This window comes from Oceaniserpentilla sp. 4NH20-0058, from assembly GCF_040371755.1.
In the GTDB taxonomy this organism is placed as follows: Bacteria; Pseudomonadota; Gammaproteobacteria; order Pseudomonadales; family Oceanobacteraceae; genus Bermanella.
In genome coordinates this window covers 42878-62836 of record NZ_BAABWE010000012.1, presented here as the reverse complement: position 1 = coordinate 62836, position 19959 = coordinate 42878, and the positions used below count along the sequence as shown (strand labels likewise).

Sequence of the window (19959 nt, the reverse complement as noted above, 5' to 3'; positions counted from 1 at the left end):
CGCTTAACGGGGATGCAAAGCGCTATTATTTTTAAATTCTATTTTTTGAAGATCTATAAATTCACATAACTGTCGCGAGCAAATCACAAATCAAGAGAAGCGTTTCTGAGGCAGCCTAGGCAAATATTTGTTTTGGCGAGGCCCGTAGCAGCGCTACGTAACGAGTCAAAAGAAATATTTAACGCCCCATAGGCAACGTAAGTAGCTTCCACTCTAATGAGAAAGCGTAAACGAGGCCGCAAGTACCAGGCATTTTTTCGCAAGCAAACGCAGTGTAGTTTTCCTACATGAGTATTGCGCGCGAAAAAATAACGCCGTAATTGCAACGTAGTTAGCTTTCTAAGCGTCCATCGGTTTAAGGTTTGCATACGCTGCAACCAACCACTTAGTCCCATCAAAATCAAACGACACCTGCAAACGGGACTGGGCCCCTTGCCCTTCCATATCTAATATGACCCCTTCGCCAAATTTTTCATGCCATACTTGTTGGCCCACGCTAAAACCTGTGGCTTCTTTTGCGCTTTGTGTGCCAAAGTAATTAGACACTGGCTTTTTAACGGTGCTTTTTAAGCGCACTTCTTGCAGATATTCTTTTGGTATTTCACGAATAAAACGCGACGGCGAGTTAAAGGTTTCTTGCCCGTGTAGGCGACGGCTTTCGGCGTAAGTCAGTACCAGTTTTTCCATAGCTCGTGTGATGCCTACGTAACATAAACGGCGCTCTTCTTCTAAACGCTGAGGATCGTCCGCTGACATTTTATGGGGGAACAAGCCTTCTTCTACACCTGCTAAAAACACAAGCGGAAACTCTAGGCCTTTAGCGCTGTGCAATGTCATCATTTGTACGCTGTCTTCAAATTCGTCCGCTTGTGCGTCTCCGGCATCTAAGGCCGCTTGGTCTATAAACGCGGCTAACGGTGAAGAGTAGGTAACAATGTCCTCCCCTTCTTCTGGGATTTGTTCTAGGGCTTCTGGGTCAAAACTTTTCGCCGCGGTAACCAGTTCGTCTAAGTTTTCTAAACGTGCTTGGGCTTTTTCGCCTTTTTCTTTTTGATGGTGCTCGATCAAACCACTGTGTTGCACGACGTGATCCACTTGTTCATGTAGCTCAACATTTTGTGTGCCTACTTCCATCTCGTCCAGTAGCTCTTCGAACTTACTTAGTGATGTAGCGGCTCTTGGTGTCACCAGCTTTTGGCGAATGGCTTGCTCTAGGGCTTGCCATAGCGATGTGCCATTTTCACGGGCTATCGAGCGCAACTGTTGTACGGTTTTTTCGCCAATGGCGCGCGCTGGCACGTTAATCACTCGTTCAAGGGCGGCGTCATCATGGCGATTCAGCAGCAAGCGTAAATAAGCCATGGCATTTTTGATTTCTAAGCGATCGTAGAATCGTTGACCGCCATAAATGCGATACGGCAAATTAGCGCGAATAAAGGCTTCTTCTATGACGCGGGATTGTGCATTAGAGCGATACAAGATGGCGCAGTTCTCATAGCGTTTTTCTGGGTTGGCGTTTTTCCATGTTTCAATTTCATCACAAATAAAACGGGCTTCGTCTTGCTCGTTAAACGCGCTGTACAATGAAATGGGTTCCCCCGCTTCATCTTCTGTCCATAACTTTTTACCAAGGCGCGAGGGGTTGTTATCAATCACTGCGTTGGCTGCATTCAATATGTTGCTGGTGCTGCGATAGTTTTGCTCCAGCTTGATTTGCTGGGCACCAATAAAGTCTTTGGTGAATTGCTGAATATTTTCGATGCGCGCACCACGCCAACCATAAATAGATTGATCATCATCACCCACCGCCATAACCGGTACAACATTACCAGCCAGTACTCTGAGCCATGCGTATTGAATGCTGTTGGTATCTTGAAACTCGTCCACCAAAATATAACGAAAACGATTTTGATATTGTGCCAACACACTGGGTTGGTTTAACCAAAGCTCGTGTGCACGTAATAACAGTTCAGCAAAATCCACCATGCCTGCTCGCTGGCAGGCTTCTTCGTAGGCCCCATAAATAGTGACCATAGTTTGTGCCCATTCGTCATTAAATGGCTGAATGTGGGCGGCTCTTAAGCCTTCGTCTTTTTGACCATTGATGTACCACTGGGCTTGTTTTGGCTGGTAGGTGTTTTCGTCAATATTTAATGAACGCACGATTCGTTTGATTAAGCGCAGTTGGTCGTCGCTATCAATTACTTGAAAATTCTCGGGCAGGTTCGCTTGTTGCCAATGGGTTCTGAGCAGTCGATGCGCCAATGAGTGAAAAGTACCGATCCACAAATGACGGGGGCTGATACCCGTTAGCTCTTCAATACGATGGCGCATTTCTTTGGCGGCTTTATTGGTAAACGTCACAGCCAGAATAGAGCCTGGGCTAATGTGTTCAATCTGCATTAGCCACGCAATTCGATGCACCAGTACTCGGGTCTTACCCGAGCCCGCGCCCGCTAATACAAGCTGATGATTTAGTGGCGAGGCCACTGCATCGCGCTGTTCTGGGTTTAGCCCATCAAGTAATTCTGTAACGTCCATAAATACATGTCTTTTAAATGTGCGGGCATTATATCTGAGGGGCGTGCAGGTTGCAGGTCTATATCATGATTCATAGTAATAACAGTTCAGAACACAAATCACTTTAGGCTATACTTGCCCCAAATCTTGTTCCGAGCCCACTGTGCCTACTCAAAACCCTTTTATTGATCATATTCGTCAAGCCATGCCTTCTATGCGTAAATCAGAGGTAAAGGTTGCTGAGTACGTATTAGGAAATGTGGATGCGGTTATTCATATGCGTATTGTGGATCTAGCCCAAGAAGCGCAAGTGAGCGAACCCACCATTGTGCGTTTTTGTCGCGCCCTTGGCTTAAACGGTTTTCAGGCATTTAAAGTACGCATGGCACAGAGCAATACGGTACACCATAGCCTTGGTCAGTTTGCCATTGCCGAAGACGATACCAGTTCGGATATCATCAAAAAGATTTTTGATACCAGTATTAATCAGATCATCAACACCCGTAATTTTTTAGACTCGCAACAAGTATCTGCCGCGGTTAATGCGATGAATATTTCAAAACGGGTTGAGTTTTACGGCTTTGGCGCTTCTGGTGCGGTAGCCATGGATGCCATGCATAAGTTTTTCCGTTTACAGTTTTCCACCGTGGCGTATTCAGACCCACATATGCAATGCATGTCCGCTGTTACGTTAAATAAAAATGATGTAGTGGTGGCCATTAGCCAAAGTGGCCGCACTAAAGATTTATTACACGCCATGGTAATTGCGCAGCAACAAGGTGCCCATGTCATTAGCTTATCACCACCGAATACTCCTGTAGCCGACTTAGCGGATCTGCCCATTCATGTGGATATAAATGAAGACACTGATGTGTTTACCCCTATGACGTCTCGAATTGCTCATCTATTAGTCATCGACTGTTTAGCTGTCGGTGTAGCCCAACGTAAAGGCCCTGAATTCGATGAGCACCTAGCAAAAGTAAAAAATAGCATTAGTTCGTTACGCCACAACGAAAAGAAGTAGTACTTTCTTCCCAACAAAACTCATTGTTTTATATTAATTTTTCATTAATTGACCATTTGACCATATTTAACAATTGTTTTTTTATTGGTTGTTTGTCATGCTGATGTCACCTTTTCAAATAACAATAAGCCGTCATAAGACAGGTAATCAAAGGGTGTATCATGGAAGCAGCTGAAATCATCAAAGATAAAACAAGTGAAGAACTTGTTAATTTTGATACGCAAGGAAACCTCGTTGTGTGCAAAAAAACCGAAGCCAGCGCTAAACTGGTTGCTCGACGAGCTATCGAGGCCCACCTTGAACGCAAACAAATGCAATTGGACGATTACTGGGATATGGACGACTAATCAATAGTCGAATATTCAAACCATGATTAAGCCCGAATTGTTCGGGCCTATCATATGTATTAAGCCAACAAATGCTCTCGCAAGTCTTGCAGCACTTCAATACTGTTGGGTTTCACCCCGCGCCAGATCTCAAAACTTACCGCCGCTTGCTCCACCAGCATTCCCAAACCATCAATGACTTTTTCGGCCCCTTGTTGCTGGGCCCACTGTAAAAATGGTGTGAGTTCTTTGCCGTACATCATGTCGTACACACAGGTATGTTGTGCAATCACAGCATCTGGTAATGGAGGTAGCTCTCCCGCTAGGCTGGCAGACGTGCCATTGATAATTACATCAAATGGTTCGGTTAATTCGTCAAAACCCTTGGCCTTAATGTCACCGTATTCTTCAAAGCTATTGGCTAATAGTTGGGCTTTTTCAAAGGTACGATTCACAATGGTAATGCTTTCTGGTGCTTGTTCTAAAAACGGCTGTAAGATGCCACGCACCGCACCACCAGCGCCAATGACTAATAGTTTTTTTCCGGCAATATCTACTTTTTGGTTCATGACTAAATCACGAACGAGTCCAGCACCGTCTGTATTATCTCCCATGATGGTGCCGTCTTCTTGCAGCACCAAGGTATTAACCGCCTCTGCGGTTTGCGCCCTTGGCGTTAAACTATTGGCAAGTTGGTAGGCTTTTTCTTTAAACGGTACGGTTATATTTAAACCGCGACCATGTCCTTTAAAAAAGTCTTTTACCGCTGGCTCAAACCCTTCTGTGGGTACCAGCATGGCGCTGTAAACCAAATCTTGCTTGGCTTGCTCTGCAAATTTTGAATGTATAGTTGGGCTTTTACTGTGGTTGATGGGGTTGCCCATCACAGCGTATAAGTCGGTCACTCAACAGGCCTCTGTCACTTGTAGTGTATATTGTATTTGCATTATTTGAGCCAATCTTTTTTCACTAGAAAATCAGTGTAGAGTTTGGCTTCTGGTGTACCCTCTTCAGGGTGCCAATTATAATCCCAATGCACTTCCGGCGGTAATGACATTAATATGGATTCCGTACGACCACCGGTTTGTAATCCAAAAATAGTGCCTCGATCGAACACCAAATTAAATTCCACATAGCGACCACGACGATAACACTGAAACTTACGCTCACGCTCACCAAAAGGTGTGTCTTTGCGTTTGGCCATTATAGGACGATAAGCTTTTACATAGTGGTCACCTACACTTTGCATAAAGGCAAAGCTTTCATCAAAGCCCTTCTCACTTAAGTCATCGAAGAATAAACCGCCCACACCACGGGGTTCATCCCGGTGTTTTAAATGAAAGTAATCGTCGCACCAGTTTTTGTATTTTTCATACACCCCTGCACCAAATGGATCGCAGGCATCTTTAGCGGTTTGATGCCAAGCTTGTACATCTTCTTCAAAACCGTAATACGGAGTTAAATCAAATCCGCCGCCAAACCACCAAACCGGTTCTTCCCCTTCTTTTTCTGCTACAAAAAAGCGCACATTTGCGTGACTGGTTGGCACATATGGATTGTACGGGTGAATCACTAGACTCACACCCATGGCTTGGAAACTACGACCGGCTAATTCAGGGCGATTTGCCGTGGCACTGGCAGGCAATTGGGTTCCAAACACATGAGAAAAGTTTACGCCGCCTTTTTCAATGACTTTTCCGTTTGCCATAACCCGTGTGCGACCTCCACCCCCTTGCTCGCGAGTCCAGTTTTCTTCAACAAATTCTGCCCCGCCATCTTCTGCGGCTAATTGCTGACAAATGTCATCTTGTAGAGCCAATAAATAGGTTTTTACGGCTTCAATATTGATCATGATTATCCTCGAATAACGCGCCCAGAGCGTAAATCAATAATACGACTAGGAGCATTTGCCAAACCCACTGGGCCTTGCAATATAAAATCTAAATAAGGGCCTAATACGGCTCTGGCTTGAACGGCACATCTAACGGTTGGTTTACCAGAAAAATTGGCCGATGTAGAAACTATGGGGCCACCAAATTCAGTACACAGTTGTTGCACCAAAGGGTGGGAACTTACTCTAATGGCCACGGTATCAAATTGCCCGTGCACCAATTGCGGGACACGATGTTGATGGGGCACAAGCCATGTGACCGCGCCGGGCCAGCTGTCGGACATTTTTTGAATATCTTCAGCACAACAAGTAGATAACAAAAATTCAAACTGTTTGATGTCGGCGGCCACTAGGATTAAACCCTTGTGGGCATCGCGGCGTTTTATTTGAATGATGCGCTCTAACGCTTCAATATTAAATGGGTCACAGCCAAGCCCCCACACGGTTTCAGTTGGGTAGGCGATTACCCCTGAGGCTTTTAAAATATGACTTGCTTGATAGATTGGCCAGCGCATGTTGATTGTTTTATACAAAAGAGTGCGCAAGGTACTGCAGCTTTCCTTTTCTTGCAAGTATACACCTAGCTCTTCATGTACATGCCTTGCTCTTGATTCAATAAACCAGCTAACTCCATTTCCATTAGCACCATACTCAATTCACTGACGTTCAACTGGGTCTTACTTACCAAGCTATCCATATCTAGGCCGTCATAATCCAGCGCATTGAACACTTTTAGCTGATCACCTTGCAGGTTAGATTGCACACTATTAAATTGCTCTATTGATTTACTCCCCTTGGAACCCCCGTCATGACTGACCATGGGGTTGAGTTCTTCTAAAACTTGCTCGGAAGTTTCAATTAATCGTGCCCCTTGGCGAATTAAATAATGACACCCAGCTTTTTGCGGATTGTGAATGGCACCGGGTACCGCCATCACCTCTCGGTTTTGCTCAAGTGCCTGCCTTGCTGTGATCAACGAGCCGCTTTTAAGCGTAGCCTCGATCACTAATACTCCTAAACTCATACCACTAACAATTCGGTTACGCCTAGGAAAGTGCCCCTTCATGGCAGGAGCTCCTAATGGAAATTCGCTGACCAACGCGCCATTTTGAGCAATATCTTCAGCTAAACGGGCATGGGATTTTGGGTATATTTTGTCGATGCCTGTTCCTAACACCGCGATGGTAGCCCCTTGTGCATCTAACGCCCCTTGATGGGCTAATGCGTCCACCCCTTTTGCTAAACCACTGGTGATCACCAGTCCCGCTGTAGCTAATTCGTTGGCAAAATCATAAGCCTGTTGTCCTCCACTGGAAGTTGGGTAACGGCTGCCCACCAATGCTACTTGCTCCAAAGAGAGAATATCTATATTTCCTTTTACAAATAACAAAGGCGGTACTGAAGCAATTTGTTTTAATTTCTCTGGATAAGCTTCGTCTTCCGACGTCAGTAAATATTGATTTGCTTGCAGCTGCCAATTAAGTGCTTGCTCAACTGCTTTGGCGGGTTTATTGGGTGGGTGCTGTAACAAGAACTCCCGACAGGACTTATTAATACCCAACTCGGTCTGCTGCTCTTGAGTGTATTGGTAAACCATTTGCGCCGTGACATTTTGCTCAAACAGTTTTTGAAAGAATTTGGGGCCTAAACCGGGCACCAAGGCTAGGTTGATCCAAGCCTCTTTTTGCGTTGTTCTATCCATGAACTGACCGCTTCATTTTCTTGAGTAATAAAAAAAGCCTTTGGTTACTTTAACCAAAGGCTTTCAACGGGACATCAGAAAATGGTCTGATTATTGAGGGCTACGCACCTCATCACCCACACTTAACGCCACTTTGGCACGCAAAATTAAACCATAACTCACTTTATCAAAAACTCTGAACAGCATCATTAGGCCTGCGCGCTCAGACGGCAGCTTCACTTTTTGACGGGTCACGCGGTCAATAATAGTGTCGCCTTCCTTATAAATTGCTAATACATTACCCTCGGTTACACCATCGCGCTTCCCTTGGTTAACCACCACCACTTGATACTGACCAATTTGGCTCACACCATTCATCACTGCAATCATGCGACCATAGATATTGTCAGGTGGAGAGCTAGGCACAAAGTTAGCAATCACTTGGCGATCATCAGTGGCGAGTAAACGGTCACCAGATAATACCTCTTCACGGGTTGAACCTAATGACAATGTAGCCACATCACCATCCCAAGCTTGTACCCGACCTACACCCACTTCACGGGCTTCAAGGCCCAGTACTTCAGATGTATCTGGGTCTACAAAAAATTGGCCTTTACGATAAATACCGTAGGCGTTTTCTGGTTTTTCATTTTTATCAAATCCACGGGCATAAACCTTGCCACCGCCACCGGCTAAAATACGGTTATCATCGCCAGCTACCACATAAGGGGCTTTTTGCAGTTGTTTGCTTTTTACAATACGGCTGTTGCTCATGAAGCTTGATATGGCTGTCATGGGAATGGGGGGAATAGCACTGGCTAACGCACTGACGCGGGCAGAAGGAGTCAATTTAATCACCCCATTTGATGCCGCCGAGCGCTCTTTTACCGTCACTTTAACTTTTTTCCCTTTGTATACCAAACCAATGGTGTCACCTGGATAAATGAGGTGAGGATTGTTAATTTGCTCATTAACTTGCCAGATTTCTGGCCACAACCAAGCATCATCAAGGAATTTTTGCGATAGATCCCACAGGGTATCGCCCTCTTTGACCACGTATTCCACCGGATGACCGGGCTTTAAATCAACAGCGTGGGCAAAGCTTAAACATCCCGCAGCGAAAAAAGCCAAGGTGATACGTTGCAGCAAGGGTTTGAACATGGATTAATCCCTTATTTTTATTGTTAGTGGTCGGATTTGAGACATTCGGCCACCACATTGGATATAATAGTAGTAGGAATCACTGATTAACTCGGTGCCCACTCTGGGCTATAAGAAAAATCTGAATCGCGAAAGCCTATTGAAGACATAACGGGTTATGTGAATACAGGCTGACAAAAAGTCAGGTTTTTCTTATAGCCCCCAAAGGGCGGAGGTTTTCAAACAACATAGCGGCGCAGTCAACTTCGCCATACCCTACGTTGCCTGCCTTTCTCTGTATGCTCAAACACACATGTGTAGAGCTAGTCAGGGTTCCTACCGTAATATTAGCAGGGCCTATACCCTGATGACTACTAAGGCTTCACAAGTTTATGGCTATATTAGAAATTTTAGAGTTTCCTGACCCTCGATTGCGCAAAATTGCCAAGCCAGTTGAGACTGTTACCGATGAACATCGCCAATTAATTAAAGACATGTTTGAAACCATGTACGACGCCCCGGGTATTGGACTTGCGGCAACTCAGATAGATGTTCACGAGCAAATTATCGTAATGGACTTAAGTGAAGACAAGTCCGAACCCCGAGTATTTATTAATCCAAGCCTGACCATCCTTGAAGGCAACAAAGAAAAAATGCAAGAAGGCTGCTTAAGTGTGCCGGGCTTTTATGAAGACATTGAACGAGTGGAGCACTGCTTGATCAACGCTACCGATGAAAACGGCAAAGCATATGAATTAGAAGCCGAAGGTCTATTAGCTGTGTGCATTCAACACGAGATGGATCACCTTAACGGTAAGCTGTTTGTGGACTACCTATCCAATATGAAGCGTGATCGCATTCGCAAAAAACTAGAAAAACAACACCGCATCGCGGCTAAAAACGCTTAATTAACAGGCCGGATATATTCGGCCTGTATGCTCTATCTAAAGGACAACCCCTTGAGAATTGTATTTGCTGGCACCCCAGATTTTGCCGCCCGCCACTTAGAAGCCTTACTGAAAACCTCAGCCAACATTGTTGGGGTATATACACAACCGGATCGCCCAGCTGGTCGAGGCAAAAAACTGCAACCTAGTGCTGTGAAAAAAGTGGCCTTAGAGCATGGTATCGAGGTGTATCAGCCGTTAAATTTTAAAGACCCTGCCGATATTGAACAGCTCGCCCAATTAAAACCCGACTTATTCATCGTCGTAGCCTATGGCTTATTGTTACCACAAGCTGTTTTAGATATTCCCACACTTGCTTGTATTAATAGCCACGCCTCATTATTGCCAAGATGGCGTGGTGCCGCCCCCATTCAGCGCGCTATTGAAGCCGGCGACGCACAATCCGGTGTTACCGTCATGCAAATGGAACTGGGGCTAGACACTGGCCCAATGCTGCATAAAGTTGAAACTCCCATTATGCCCAACGACACTGGGGGCAGCTTACATGACCGCCTTGCCAAATTAGGCAGCCAAGCCATTGTGGATGTGGTCGCCAAATATCAAACAGGGCCGGTATTAGGAGAGGTGCAAGACGATACCCTTACCACTTATGCTCACAAACTTTCTAAAAATGAAGCCTTAATCGACTGGCGCTTAGATGCTCAAGAGGTAGTCCAAAAAATACGGGCATTTAACCCTGCACCCATGTGTTACACCTTATTAGGTGATAATCGTATTCGCGTGTTACAAGCTCAGGTTTACCCAAAAGTCCATACAGCCATTGCAGGCACTGTATTATCAGTAAATGAAATGGGCATCATCATCGCTTGTGGCAATATGGCAGTGGCCTTAGAGCAAGTTCAATTACCGGGGAAAAAGCCCCAATTAGTATCCGACATTCTTAATGGTAAACACCCATTCAACGAACATTATGTATTGGCCAGCGAGCTATAAAACCCTATGCAATTAAATAGCCGTGCCCTAGCTGCCCTAGCTTTATTAGATGTAGTGGATGAACAAAAAAGCTTAACTTCTGCGTTGGCGTATTTCTCCAAACAGGTGGCCGAGCAAGACAAAGGGTTGCTGCAGCACATTTGTTTTGGCTGCTGCCGACACTTTTTCTCTATCAATGCATTGAGCAAAATATTATTGGACAAACCCTTGCCAGAATCCGCGCGCCCAGTTCAGGCATTATTATGGGTAGGCCTTTACCAATTAGCTCACAGTGACATTTCAGAACACGCGGCCATTAATGAAACCGTACAAGCCTGCGAACAGCTCAAATTGGGTAAATTCAAAGGGGTACTTAACGCCATATTAAGACGCTTTCAGCGAGAAAAAGGCGAGCTACTGGCCAACCTTGAAAACAGTGAAGTACCCCACTATGAACACCCAAAATGGTTCATTAAATTGCTTAAAAAAAGCTGGCCACAATCATGGCAAAGTATATGTGCGCAAGGCAACCTTCAGGCCCCTATGTGCCTGCGTAACAATCAGCAACTTCAAGATACTAGCAAGTACTTACAAACCCTTTCTTGCAGTGATATAGATGCTATAAAAGGTAAGTCAGCGCTTACATCCATCTATTTGGATAAACCTTGCGACGTAAATCTTTTACCCGATTTTCAACAAGGCAGTTGCAGCGTACAAGACGAAGCCGCACAGTTAGCGGCAGCCCTTTTAGACCCGCAAGCCGGTGATAATATCCTTGATGCCTGTAGTGCCCCCGGTGGTAAAACCTGCCATTTACTCGAGCACTCAAATAACCAAGCCAACGTCACCGCCTTAGACGCAGACGCCAAGCGCTTAACCCGAGTGACAGAAAACTTAGAGCGTCTAAAGCTCAATGCCAACGTGTTACAAGGGGAAGCGCAACACCCAGACACATGGTGGAATGGTATCCTCTATGATCGAATTTTATTAGACGTGCCTTGCAGCGCCACAGGTGTAATAAGACGCCACCCAGACATTAAGTTGCTGCGCAAAAAAGAAGATATTGATAACCTTGCCCAATTACAGGGTGAAATACTCAGAAAAGCATGGGCTTTATTAAAACCCGGCGGCACATTGCTCTATGCCACCTGCTCTATATTACCCATAGAAAACAGCAATAATATTGAAGCTTTTTTACTAGAATATACCGATGCCAACTTAGCGCCTATGAACCTTAACACCGGCATAAATACGGGTTTTGGCTGGCAGCTGTTTCCTCAGCAAAACAGCCACGATGGCTTTTTTTATGCACTGTTGAGAAAACAATAATTATGGCGACATTACTAAGAGGCGAAGAGAGTCTTGCTACTGCATTTTGGTTGGTTGGACTTGCTTATATCCTAGTTGCAGTGGGGTTAGTGGCCCTAGGAATACTATCTCAAAGTATTTTTTTTCTAATTTTATGTTTCGTGTGTATTTTGGCGTTTTTTATTTTCTATCAGGTTTCGATATGGAAATGTGCTAATAATACATCTTGGATTGGCTGGACGAATCTAGCGAGAACTATCGTTATTTTGAGAGCTTTAGTATTCCCAATTTCATTTTTTATTAAATTTTTTATTTCAACAGATTTAGGTAACACCATTGATTTATTTGCTTTAGGGGTTGAAGCAGTATTGGCAATAACTACTCTGCTTATTTTTGCAGCAAAGAAGTTAAATAAATCTGAGTTATCGCAACCTTTAACATTAAAAAGCAATCAAAATCTTGATAATGAAAGCTTTTTAAAAGATGCAAAAACTAAATTTTTATCGGGTGATTACGATGGCGCATTGGTTTTATTTAGAACTGCGGAATCAATTCAGCCATTGGATGAAAACTCAAATAGCTTTAAAACAATGTGCATGAGACGCTTAGCGAAAGCAAAACCTTTAAGCTAAGAAATTATTCGTTTTCAAATATACTTTATGACTGCCCTGAACCGTTTTCGAGGCAGGCAAGACAAGGCGAAAAGAGACATTTAGTGAGGCGCATAGCTGGCCTATGTAACGAACTCAATGTCTCTTTTCAACGCAGTATTGGCAACGCAGATAGGTTCCACACTAATAGGTTCCAAAACTAAATGAAGATAATAATACTAGGTGCAGGTCAAGTAGGCGGCACCCTCGCCGAGCACCTCGTCACCGAAGGCAACGACATCACGGTTGTGGATACCGATGCTGAGCGTTTGAAAGAACTGCAAAATCGCTTGGATATTCGTACTGTGCGTGGCAAGGCTTCTTACCCCCATATTCTTGAACAAGCTGGTGGCGATGATGCCGACATGCTTGTGGCTGTCACCAACAGTGATGAAGTGAATATGGTGGCCTGTCAGGTGGCGCATTCATTATTTAAAACTCCCACTAAAATCAGCCGAATTCGTGCACAAGAATACAGCCAAACTGAAGAGCTCTTTGGCAACCACGGGGTGCCCATTGATGTATTTATCAGCCCAGAGCAAGTGGTTACCAACTACATTAAACGCTTGCTGGAATTCCCCGGAGCCCTTCAAGTACTGGACTTTGCAGATAACCGAGTGAAGTTAGTGGGCACTAAGGCCTATTATGGCGGCCCATTGGTTGGGCAAGAGTTGCGTTACTTGCGTGAACATTTAAAAAGCGGCATTGATACACGAGTCGCGGCCATTTATCGTAAAGGCCAAGCCATCTTACCAGTGGCTAATACCGTGATTGAAGTGGACGACGAAGTATTCTTCATTGCCGCCACTAAAGATATTCGTATAGTCATGGCGGAAATGCGTCGCAGTGAGCAAGCCTATAAACGCATTATTATTGCCGGTGGTGGTAATATCGGCGCGCGTTTAGCCCAAGCATTAGAACCCCATTACAACGTAAAATTGATCGATCACAACCGCAGCCGCTGCGAACGCCTAAGCGAAAAAGTCAAAAGCAAAACCATCATCATGAACGGCAGTGCCACCGATAAAGAGTTACTGCTAGAGTCCAATATCGAAAACTGCGATGTATTTTGCGCCCTGACCAATGACGATGAAGTTAACGTCATGTCCTCTATGCTGGCTAAGCAATTAGGTGCGCGTAAGGTGATGACCCTTATCAACAAAGCTCAATATGTAGATTTAGTTCAAGGACAAAACATCGATATTGCCATTAGCCCAAGTCAAACCACCATTGGCAGTTTGCTTACCCATGTTCGTCGTGGCGATGTAGCTAATGTACACAGCTTACGTCGCGGTGCTGCCGAAGCCATTGAAGCCATTGCCCATGGTGATAAAAGTACATCTAAAGTTGTAGGGCGTCGTTTGGACCAAATTGATTTACCTGAAGGTTCAACCATTGGTGCCATAGTGCGAAATGAATTGGTATTAATTGCCCACGGGGATGTGGTGATTGAAAGTGAAGACCATGTAATTCTTTTTGTGCTGGATAAAAAACGTATTCCTGAAATTGAGCGTTTATTCCAAGTGGAACTGGGTTTCTTTTAAAGCAAAATAATAAAGTCGGCCTTTGCCATCAGGTCAACACAAAGAGTTTATGACAATATGCATTTAGCCATCATTTTTCGTATTTTGGGCATTTTGCTCATGGTGTTCAGCATTGCCTTGCTGCCTCCTATGGTGGTCAGTGTCATCTATCAAGATGGTGCCTTAATTGCGTTTGCCAGTGCATTAGGTATTAACTTTGGTGTTGGTGCCGCATGTTGGCTGCCAGTTCGAAACCAGCATAAAGATTTAAAAACCCGTGATGGTTTCGTGGTAACGGTTTTATTCTGGCTGGTGCTAGGGGTTTCTGGGGCACTGCCTTTAATGCTGGCAGAAAGTCCGGGGTTGAGTTTTACCGATGCTTTTTTTGAGTCGCTCTCCGGTTGGACCACCACAGGTGCCACCGTCATGACAGGCATTGACCACCTGCCGCAGTCCATTTTATTTTATCGTCAATCCTTACAATGGCTTGGCGGTATGGGGATCATTGTATTAGCGGTGGCTATTCTGCCTATGCTGGGTATCGGGGGCATGCAGCTCTATCGCACCGAAACCCCTGGACCCATGAAAGACAGCAAGCTAACCCCGCGCATTACTGAAACCGCCAAAACCCTTTGGTACATCTATTTGGCCCTAACCATTGCTTGCGGCCTAGGGTTTTACATATCTGGAATGAATGCATTTGATGCCATTTGCCATGCCTTTAGTACCGTCGCCATTGGCGGCTTTAGTACCCATGATGACAGTATCGGATTTTTTGATAGCCCACTTATAGAAGGGGTGGCCATCTTCTTTATGATCATCAGTGCGTTTAATTTTGCTCTGCATTTTTATGCTTGGCGATTTAAATCCATTAGCCATTACTTCCAAGACTCTGAGGTAAAAGTACTGCTTACGGTATTGGCGCTTGCCGCCCTTGTGACGTTTACCACCTTGGTGGCCAGTGAGAGTTACAACCCTAACGAAGCCCTACGCTTTGGTTTGTTTGAACTTGTGAGTATTGCCACTACCACAGGCTTTGCCACCGCAGACTTTTCATTATGGCCTGCTTTTTTACCTTTCTTTTTATTCTTTTTAGCCTTTATGGGTGGCTGTGCGGGAAGTACTGGCGGCGGCTTAAAGGTTATTCGCGTATTGCTGATATATAAACAAGGCTCGCGAGAAATGAAACGCCTGATTCACCCTAACGCTATTATTCCTATTCGCATCGGTGGCCGTCCCATTGATGACCGTGTAGTAGAAGCGGTATGGGGATTTTTCAGCGTTTACTTAATGCTATATATCATCATGACGTTATTGCTACTGGCCACAGGCATGGACTTTGTATCGGCGTTTTCAGCAGTTGGAGCATGTATTAATAACCTCGGTCCGGGTTTAGGTGAAGTTGCCGCTAACTATGAAAATATCAGTGACTTTGCCAAATGGGTGTTAAGTTTTGCCATGTTGTTAGGCCGCTTAGAGATTTTCACCTTATTGGTGTTGTTTACCCCTACGTTTTGGCGACAGTAAGCCAGACGGGAGACGCAGTGAAATTTTTCACTGCGTTTTGGTCAGTAGTTTTTCCTTCACAGCCCTTTGTAATACTTTGCAGGGTGCTGTTTAAAGCGTTTGTAATCCCACTGATATTGGGCTGGCGCATCTGCAATGCATTCTTCGATACCTTTATTCATGGCTTGAGCACTAATGTTTACATCTTCATTGTAAATATCATCAGACAACCCTCTAAAGATCAATTCAAAGCCGTTTTTGGTACGAATCACATAAGCAAATAATACGGTACCTTGTGGATTCTTTTTAATCATAGAGTGCACTACTTTTGGTGTTAACGTGCTAACACCAAAGAAGTCGGCCCACACCCCTGATTTAGGCGCAGGCTCTTGGTCAGGCAAAATCATAATGACTTTTTTATTTTTATAGTGATCAAACAAACCTTTTACGCCTCGGGCAGTACCTGCAACTAAGGTAGCACCACTGTCTTCCCTTGCCTTGAGCATGGCTTTTTCGAATCCGGGCATTTTCGCGGTTTTATAAAGCGCCATTAAATCGCAGCGCTGCGGCAACCACGAAGAGATAAATTCCCAGTTACCAAGATGAGGGGTTAGAATCATGATGCCATCCCCTTTGGCTAAGGCTTCATCAAATAAGTCTTGGTTACGCACATGTTCAATCATGGCGGCATTGCGGGCGAACTTTTCTTTGCTTCCTCCCCACGCAATACCAATCTCAGTAATGGCCTTAGTGGTTTCTTTGACACTTTGCTTAACCAGTGATTGCTGCCCAGCCTTAGGTAAATCTGGGTAACATAGCTCAATATTCCTTTGCGTTACCTTATACATACGGGAATGAGTCAAGCACAATAAAGAACCTATGGCGCTACCCATGGCCCTAGCCCCTTTCAAATTAAGCGCACCAAGTGAGTGAATTAAACCAAGAGCGATTGCCGATTTGATATCCATAAACAATATTTACTGCTGTTAAGAAAAAACGGGACTTTGCACTATTTAGATAATTTTCTCTAGCCCAAGCGAAAGTTTCATCTTTGTCTATTCTGTAATAAGGGATAAAGGATGATTTATGGCAAATATCGAAGCCATGCTGGCAGGCAAGCGGATTCTCGCAGTGGATGATTTGGTCGAATCGCGCAGTGCCATGAAAAAAATGCTCATCATTTTAGGCGCCACTAACGTGGATATCGCCATGGATGGTGATGAAGCCACTGAGTATATTCTCAATAACGATTACGATATCGTCATCAGTGATTATAATCTTGGCCGTGGTCGTGATGGTCAACAGATCCTTGAAGAAGCACGCTTTATTCGCCGTTTAAAAGCCACCTCTACCTTTATCATGCTCACCGGTGAAAATGCCATGGATATGGTAATGGGTGCCATTGAGTACGAGCCCGACGACTACGTCACTAAGCCATTTACTATTGATATTATGCGCCAACGATTAACCCGCATTTTGACCACCAAAGAACAACTTAAGCCCATTAATCAAGCCATAGATCGACAAGCGAAAAAAGAAGTTCTTCAGCTATGTAAACACTACATAGAACATAAACCCCGCCTAAAAATACGGGTAGAGCGCATTATGGGTCGCACTCTTATGTCTATGAAGCGCAATGAAGAGGCCTTAGCCTTGTATGACAGCATTCTTGCCGACAGGGAAATTAACTGGGCGCTCTTGGGTAAAGCCACCTGTTTGTTTCACTTAGGTAATATTGATGAATCAAAAAAACTGCTGGAATACACCATAAAAATGCACCCAAAGTATGTCCAATGTTATGACTTACTTTGCAAAATTCATATAAAAAACAAAGACTTAAAATCAGCACAAAATGTACTTTTACAGGGCACTAATGTCTCCCCCAAACAAGTATTAAGACAAATGGAACTAGGTCGAATTGCCTTTGCCAATAAAGATATGGAAGTAGCAGAAGGGGCATTTAGGCAATCGGTGAAACTGGCTCGTCACAGCTGTTATTGCTCAGCAAAAAACTACTTATACTTTGCAAAATCATTACAACGTAAAATCTCTACCAATAATAATCGTGAAGCCCGTTCAGGCAGTGGCGATGCCTTAAAAGCCATAGATGAAGTGAAAACTATCTATTCCGATACCCCTGAATACCTGCTAGAAGCCAATCTAATAGAAAGCACCACCTATACCAACTTAGGCAAAGAAGCCGATGCAAAAGTAGCTGCCGAAAAAGCAGAAAACCTTTTAGACACTATAAATAAACCCAGTAATAACCAGCTGTTATCCATGGTTAATGTATTTATTGCCACTAAGCAACACGCTAAAGCTCAGGATTTATTAGGCACAGTATCCGCCAAAGATGACCTTACTCGCTCTGAAATGAAAGAGCTTGAGCGCACTAAAGGGGAAATCAACGAACATGTGGTGCGTCAGTACACTACCGATATTAACGACAAAGCCATCAGCTTTTTTGAGCAAGGTCAATTATCTCAAGCCATTGAGTTACTTGATCAAGCCACGTCTTATAAAGAAGCTGGTTTGGCGGTGCTGCTCAATGCCATTCAAGTTAAAATTACTTATATGGATCAGCGCGAAGTCTCTCGCAAATTAGTAGATGAAGTGAATGATTTATTACGCCGCGTAGGGGACATTCCTTCTAACGATGAACGCCACCAGCGTTGGCAATTGTTGAAAAAAAGCCAAGAACGCTTAGTGCGTATGTTGTAGGGATATTATGGCATTTGATATTAACACTCTATTAAGCGCCCAATTGCATGATCTAAAAAACCAGATGCAATCCTTATTTGGTGCTCAATCTGAACTAGAAGAGGCGCTGGAGCTCAACCCAGAACAACAAACTCTGCTAAACAACCTACAAAATCACAGCAACGCCCTAAGTCTTCGTTTGGTTGAGTTGCTTTCGGTACTTAAACTTCAAAATCAATCGTTTCAGCCAAATATTGATGAAGGCTGGCTTATGGATACCCTAAGTCCAATCGCCCATGAATTCCATGAACTTCACGGCATGGTCATTTCGTTAGATTTTGACGAGGACTTTAATCAGTTCTATGACGAGCAATTACTCACCATTGCGGCCCACAATGCTTGTTTAAACGCTTATCAAGCCGGTGCTAATACCATCGCTTTTACCGTCATCGAACACGAAAAAGGCCGCTGGCAACTTGATATTACGGATAACGGCCCTGGCTTTGACAACGACCTCCTCAACGACAAAAATACGTTTTCACCCAGCGGGGTTCAAAATGGCCTTGGCTTATATTTAATAGACCAAGCTCTCAAGGCCCACAAAAGAAATAACCTTACGGGCAAAGTTGAGATCAGAAATAACCTAAATTGTGGCGCGCAAATTAGTCTCATTTTCCCTTAATCCATGTACAAATAAACCCATAATATCCCGGCTAAACTAAGGCCCATCCCTAGTAACGAGGGGCCTAGGCCCGTATAATCTTGTCCTTTTTCTGTATCCAGACTCGGTAGGCCACAGTGTCCGACAATAATTACGACGTAAAAACCTTTCAGGGGCTCATTGCAACCCTGCAAAACTTTTGGTCACAGCAAGGCTGTGTGATTAACCAACCGATCGATTTAGAAGTGGGTGCAGGCACCTTTCATACCTCCACTTTCTTACGTGCCGTAGGCCCAGAGACGTGGAACGCAGCCTACGTGCAGCCATGTCGTCGCCCAACTGACGGCCGCTATGGTGAAAACCCAAACCGCTTACAGCATTATTACCAGTTCCAAGTGGTGATGAAACCTTCACCATTGGACATTCAAGACAAATACCTTCAAAGCCTTAAAATGATCGGAATCGACACCGACATCCATGACGTACGCTTTGTTGAAGACAACTGGGAAAGCCCAACCCTAGGTGCTTGGGGTCTTGGTTGGGAAGTTTGGTTAAACGGCATGGAGGTCACTCAATTTACTTACTTTCAACAAGTGGGTGGCCTTGAATGCTATCCCGTTACTGGCGAAATTACTTACGGCCTTGAGCGTATCGCCATGTATCTGCAAGACGTCGACAGCATTTTTGATTTGGTTTGGTGTTACGGCCCAGACGGCTCTAAAGTCACTTACGGTGATGTGTTCCATCAAAACGAAGTAGAGCAATCCGCTTACAACTTCGAACACGCCGATGTGGACTTTTTATTCCAAGCGTTCAACCAACACGAAAAAGACTGCGCCCGTTTAATTGAAGCGGGCCTTGCCTTGCCGGCTTACGAGCAAGTATTAAAAGCCTCCCATGCATTCAACATGTTAGATGCTCGTCATGCTATTTCGGTTACCGAACGTCAGGGTTATATCTTGCGTGTGCGTACCTTGGCGCGCTCTGTGGCTGAGGCGTATTTTCAGTCTCGCCGTAAACTCGAGTTTCCTCTGGCCCCTGCTGCCCTTCGTGATGAAGTGTTAGCCAATGTCGCAGCAGAAGAAAAAGCCGCTGCCGATGCCGCCGCTAAAAAAGCTGCAAAAGCCGCCAAAAAGGGAGCCAAATAAT

18 protein-coding genes are annotated in these 19959 nt (G+C 44.6%); 11 read left to right on the top strand and 7 right to left on the bottom strand.

The features are described from left to right. Positions 1–339: 339 nt before the first annotated feature. Positions 340–2541 (bottom strand): DNA helicase II, encoded by a 2202-nt coding sequence (gene uvrD / locus ABWV45_RS14640; RefSeq protein WP_353352466.1) that lies wholly within the window; start codon positions 2539–2541, stop codon positions 340–342. Positions 2542–2683: 142 nt separating this feature from the next. Here uvrD and ABWV45_RS14635 point away from each other — a divergent pair, with 142 nt between their 5' ends. Together ABWV45_RS14635 and ABWV45_RS14630 are read left to right on the top strand one after the other, a co-directional pair. Continuing rightward, positions 2684–3544: a MurR/RpiR family transcriptional regulator gene (locus tag ABWV45_RS14635; protein ID WP_353352465.1), complete on the top strand. Its 861-nt coding sequence runs from the start codon at positions 2684–2686 to the stop codon at positions 3542–3544. Positions 3545–3705: 161 nt separating this feature from the next. Continuing rightward, entirely contained in the window at positions 3706–3891 is a 186-nt protein-coding gene (locus tag ABWV45_RS14630) for a PA3496 family putative envelope integrity protein (RefSeq protein ID WP_353352464.1), read from the top strand. Positions 3892–3950: 59 nt separating this feature from the next. Here the strand turns inward: ABWV45_RS14630 and aroE are convergent, their stop codons facing one another. The 5 genes from aroE to ABWV45_RS14605 all read right to left on the bottom strand — a co-directional run bounded on the left by aroE (position 3951) and on the right by ABWV45_RS14605 (position 8603). Beyond that, positions 3951–4775, bottom strand: a complete 825-nt coding sequence (gene aroE, locus ABWV45_RS14625) for a shikimate dehydrogenase (protein ID WP_353352463.1) — start codon at positions 4773–4775, stop codon at positions 3951–3953. Positions 4776–4816: 41 nt separating this feature from the next. Beyond that, positions 4817–5722: an oxygen-dependent coproporphyrinogen-III oxidase gene (gene hemF, locus ABWV45_RS14620; RefSeq protein WP_502914686.1), complete on the bottom strand. Its 906-nt coding sequence runs from the start codon at positions 5720–5722 to the stop codon at positions 4817–4819. A gap of 2 nt (positions 5723–5724) precedes the next feature. Next, positions 5725–6333: an L-threonylcarbamoyladenylate synthase type 1 TsaC gene (tsaC, locus tag ABWV45_RS14615; RefSeq protein WP_353352462.1), complete on the bottom strand. Its 609-nt coding sequence runs from the start codon at positions 6331–6333 to the stop codon at positions 5725–5727. 8 nt (positions 6334–6341) lie between these two features. Beyond that, positions 6342–7463, bottom strand: a complete 1122-nt coding sequence (gene dprA / locus ABWV45_RS14610) for a DNA-processing protein DprA (RefSeq protein ID WP_353352461.1) — start codon at positions 7461–7463, stop codon at positions 6342–6344. A 90-nt stretch (positions 7464–7553) separates the two neighbouring features. Next, positions 7554–8603, bottom strand: a complete 1050-nt coding sequence (locus ABWV45_RS14605) for a LysM peptidoglycan-binding domain-containing protein (protein ID WP_353352460.1) — start codon at positions 8601–8603, stop codon at positions 7554–7556. A 371-nt stretch (positions 8604–8974) separates the two neighbouring features. On the opposite strand from ABWV45_RS14605, the gene def reads away from it, so the two are divergent. From def to ABWV45_RS14575, 6 genes are all read left to right on the top strand, one after another. After that, the gene (gene def / locus ABWV45_RS14600; protein WP_353352459.1) at positions 8975–9490 is read left to right on the top strand and encodes a peptide deformylase; all 516 of its coding nucleotides are present in this window, start codon (positions 8975–8977) and stop codon (positions 9488–9490) included. Between the two features lie 51 nt (positions 9491–9541). After that, positions 9542–10483: a methionyl-tRNA formyltransferase gene (gene fmt / locus ABWV45_RS14595; RefSeq protein ID WP_353352458.1), complete on the top strand. Its 942-nt coding sequence runs from the start codon at positions 9542–9544 to the stop codon at positions 10481–10483. A gap of 6 nt (positions 10484–10489) precedes the next feature. Beyond that, the gene (gene rsmB, locus ABWV45_RS14590; protein ID WP_353352457.1) at positions 10490–11791 is read left to right on the top strand and encodes a 16S rRNA (cytosine(967)-C(5))-methyltransferase RsmB; all 1302 of its coding nucleotides are present in this window, start codon (positions 10490–10492) and stop codon (positions 11789–11791) included. Positions 11792–11793: 2 nt separating this feature from the next. Continuing rightward, positions 11794–12402 carry a hypothetical protein gene (locus ABWV45_RS14585; RefSeq protein ID WP_353352456.1) on the top strand — a complete coding sequence of 203 codons (609 nt, stop codon included), beginning with the start codon at positions 11794–11796 and terminating at the stop codon, positions 12400–12402. Positions 12403–12584: 182 nt separating this feature from the next. Then, on the top strand, positions 12585–13964 hold the full coding sequence (gene trkA / locus ABWV45_RS14580; RefSeq protein WP_353352455.1) for a Trk system potassium transporter TrkA: 1380 nt from the start codon (positions 12585–12587) through the stop codon (positions 13962–13964). 57 nt (positions 13965–14021) lie between these two features. After that, positions 14022–15470 carry a TrkH family potassium uptake protein gene (locus ABWV45_RS14575; RefSeq protein ID WP_353352454.1) on the top strand — a complete coding sequence of 483 codons (1449 nt, stop codon included), beginning with the start codon at positions 14022–14024 and terminating at the stop codon, positions 15468–15470. 56 nt (positions 15471–15526) lie between these two features. On the opposite strand, the gene ABWV45_RS14570 is transcribed toward ABWV45_RS14575, so the two are convergent. Next, positions 15527–16417 (bottom strand): lysophospholipid acyltransferase family protein, encoded by an 891-nt coding sequence (locus ABWV45_RS14570; RefSeq protein WP_353352453.1) that lies wholly within the window; start codon positions 16415–16417, stop codon positions 15527–15529. A gap of 118 nt (positions 16418–16535) precedes the next feature. Between ABWV45_RS14570 and ABWV45_RS14565 the strand changes: the two genes are divergently transcribed. The 3 genes from ABWV45_RS14565 (at position 16536) to glyQ (ending at position 19958) form a co-directional block, all read left to right on the top strand. Continuing rightward, entirely contained in the window at positions 16536–18170 is a 1635-nt protein-coding gene (locus tag ABWV45_RS14565) for a response regulator (RefSeq protein WP_353352452.1), read from the top strand. A gap of 7 nt (positions 18171–18177) precedes the next feature. Further along, positions 18178–18831, top strand: a complete 654-nt coding sequence (locus ABWV45_RS14560) for a sensor histidine kinase (RefSeq protein ID WP_353352451.1) — start codon at positions 18178–18180, stop codon at positions 18829–18831. A 116-nt stretch (positions 18832–18947) separates the two neighbouring features. Next, positions 18948–19958: a glycine--tRNA ligase subunit alpha gene (glyQ, locus tag ABWV45_RS14555; protein WP_353352450.1), complete on the top strand. Its 1011-nt coding sequence runs from the start codon at positions 18948–18950 to the stop codon at positions 19956–19958. Position 19959: the final 1 nt, after the last annotated feature.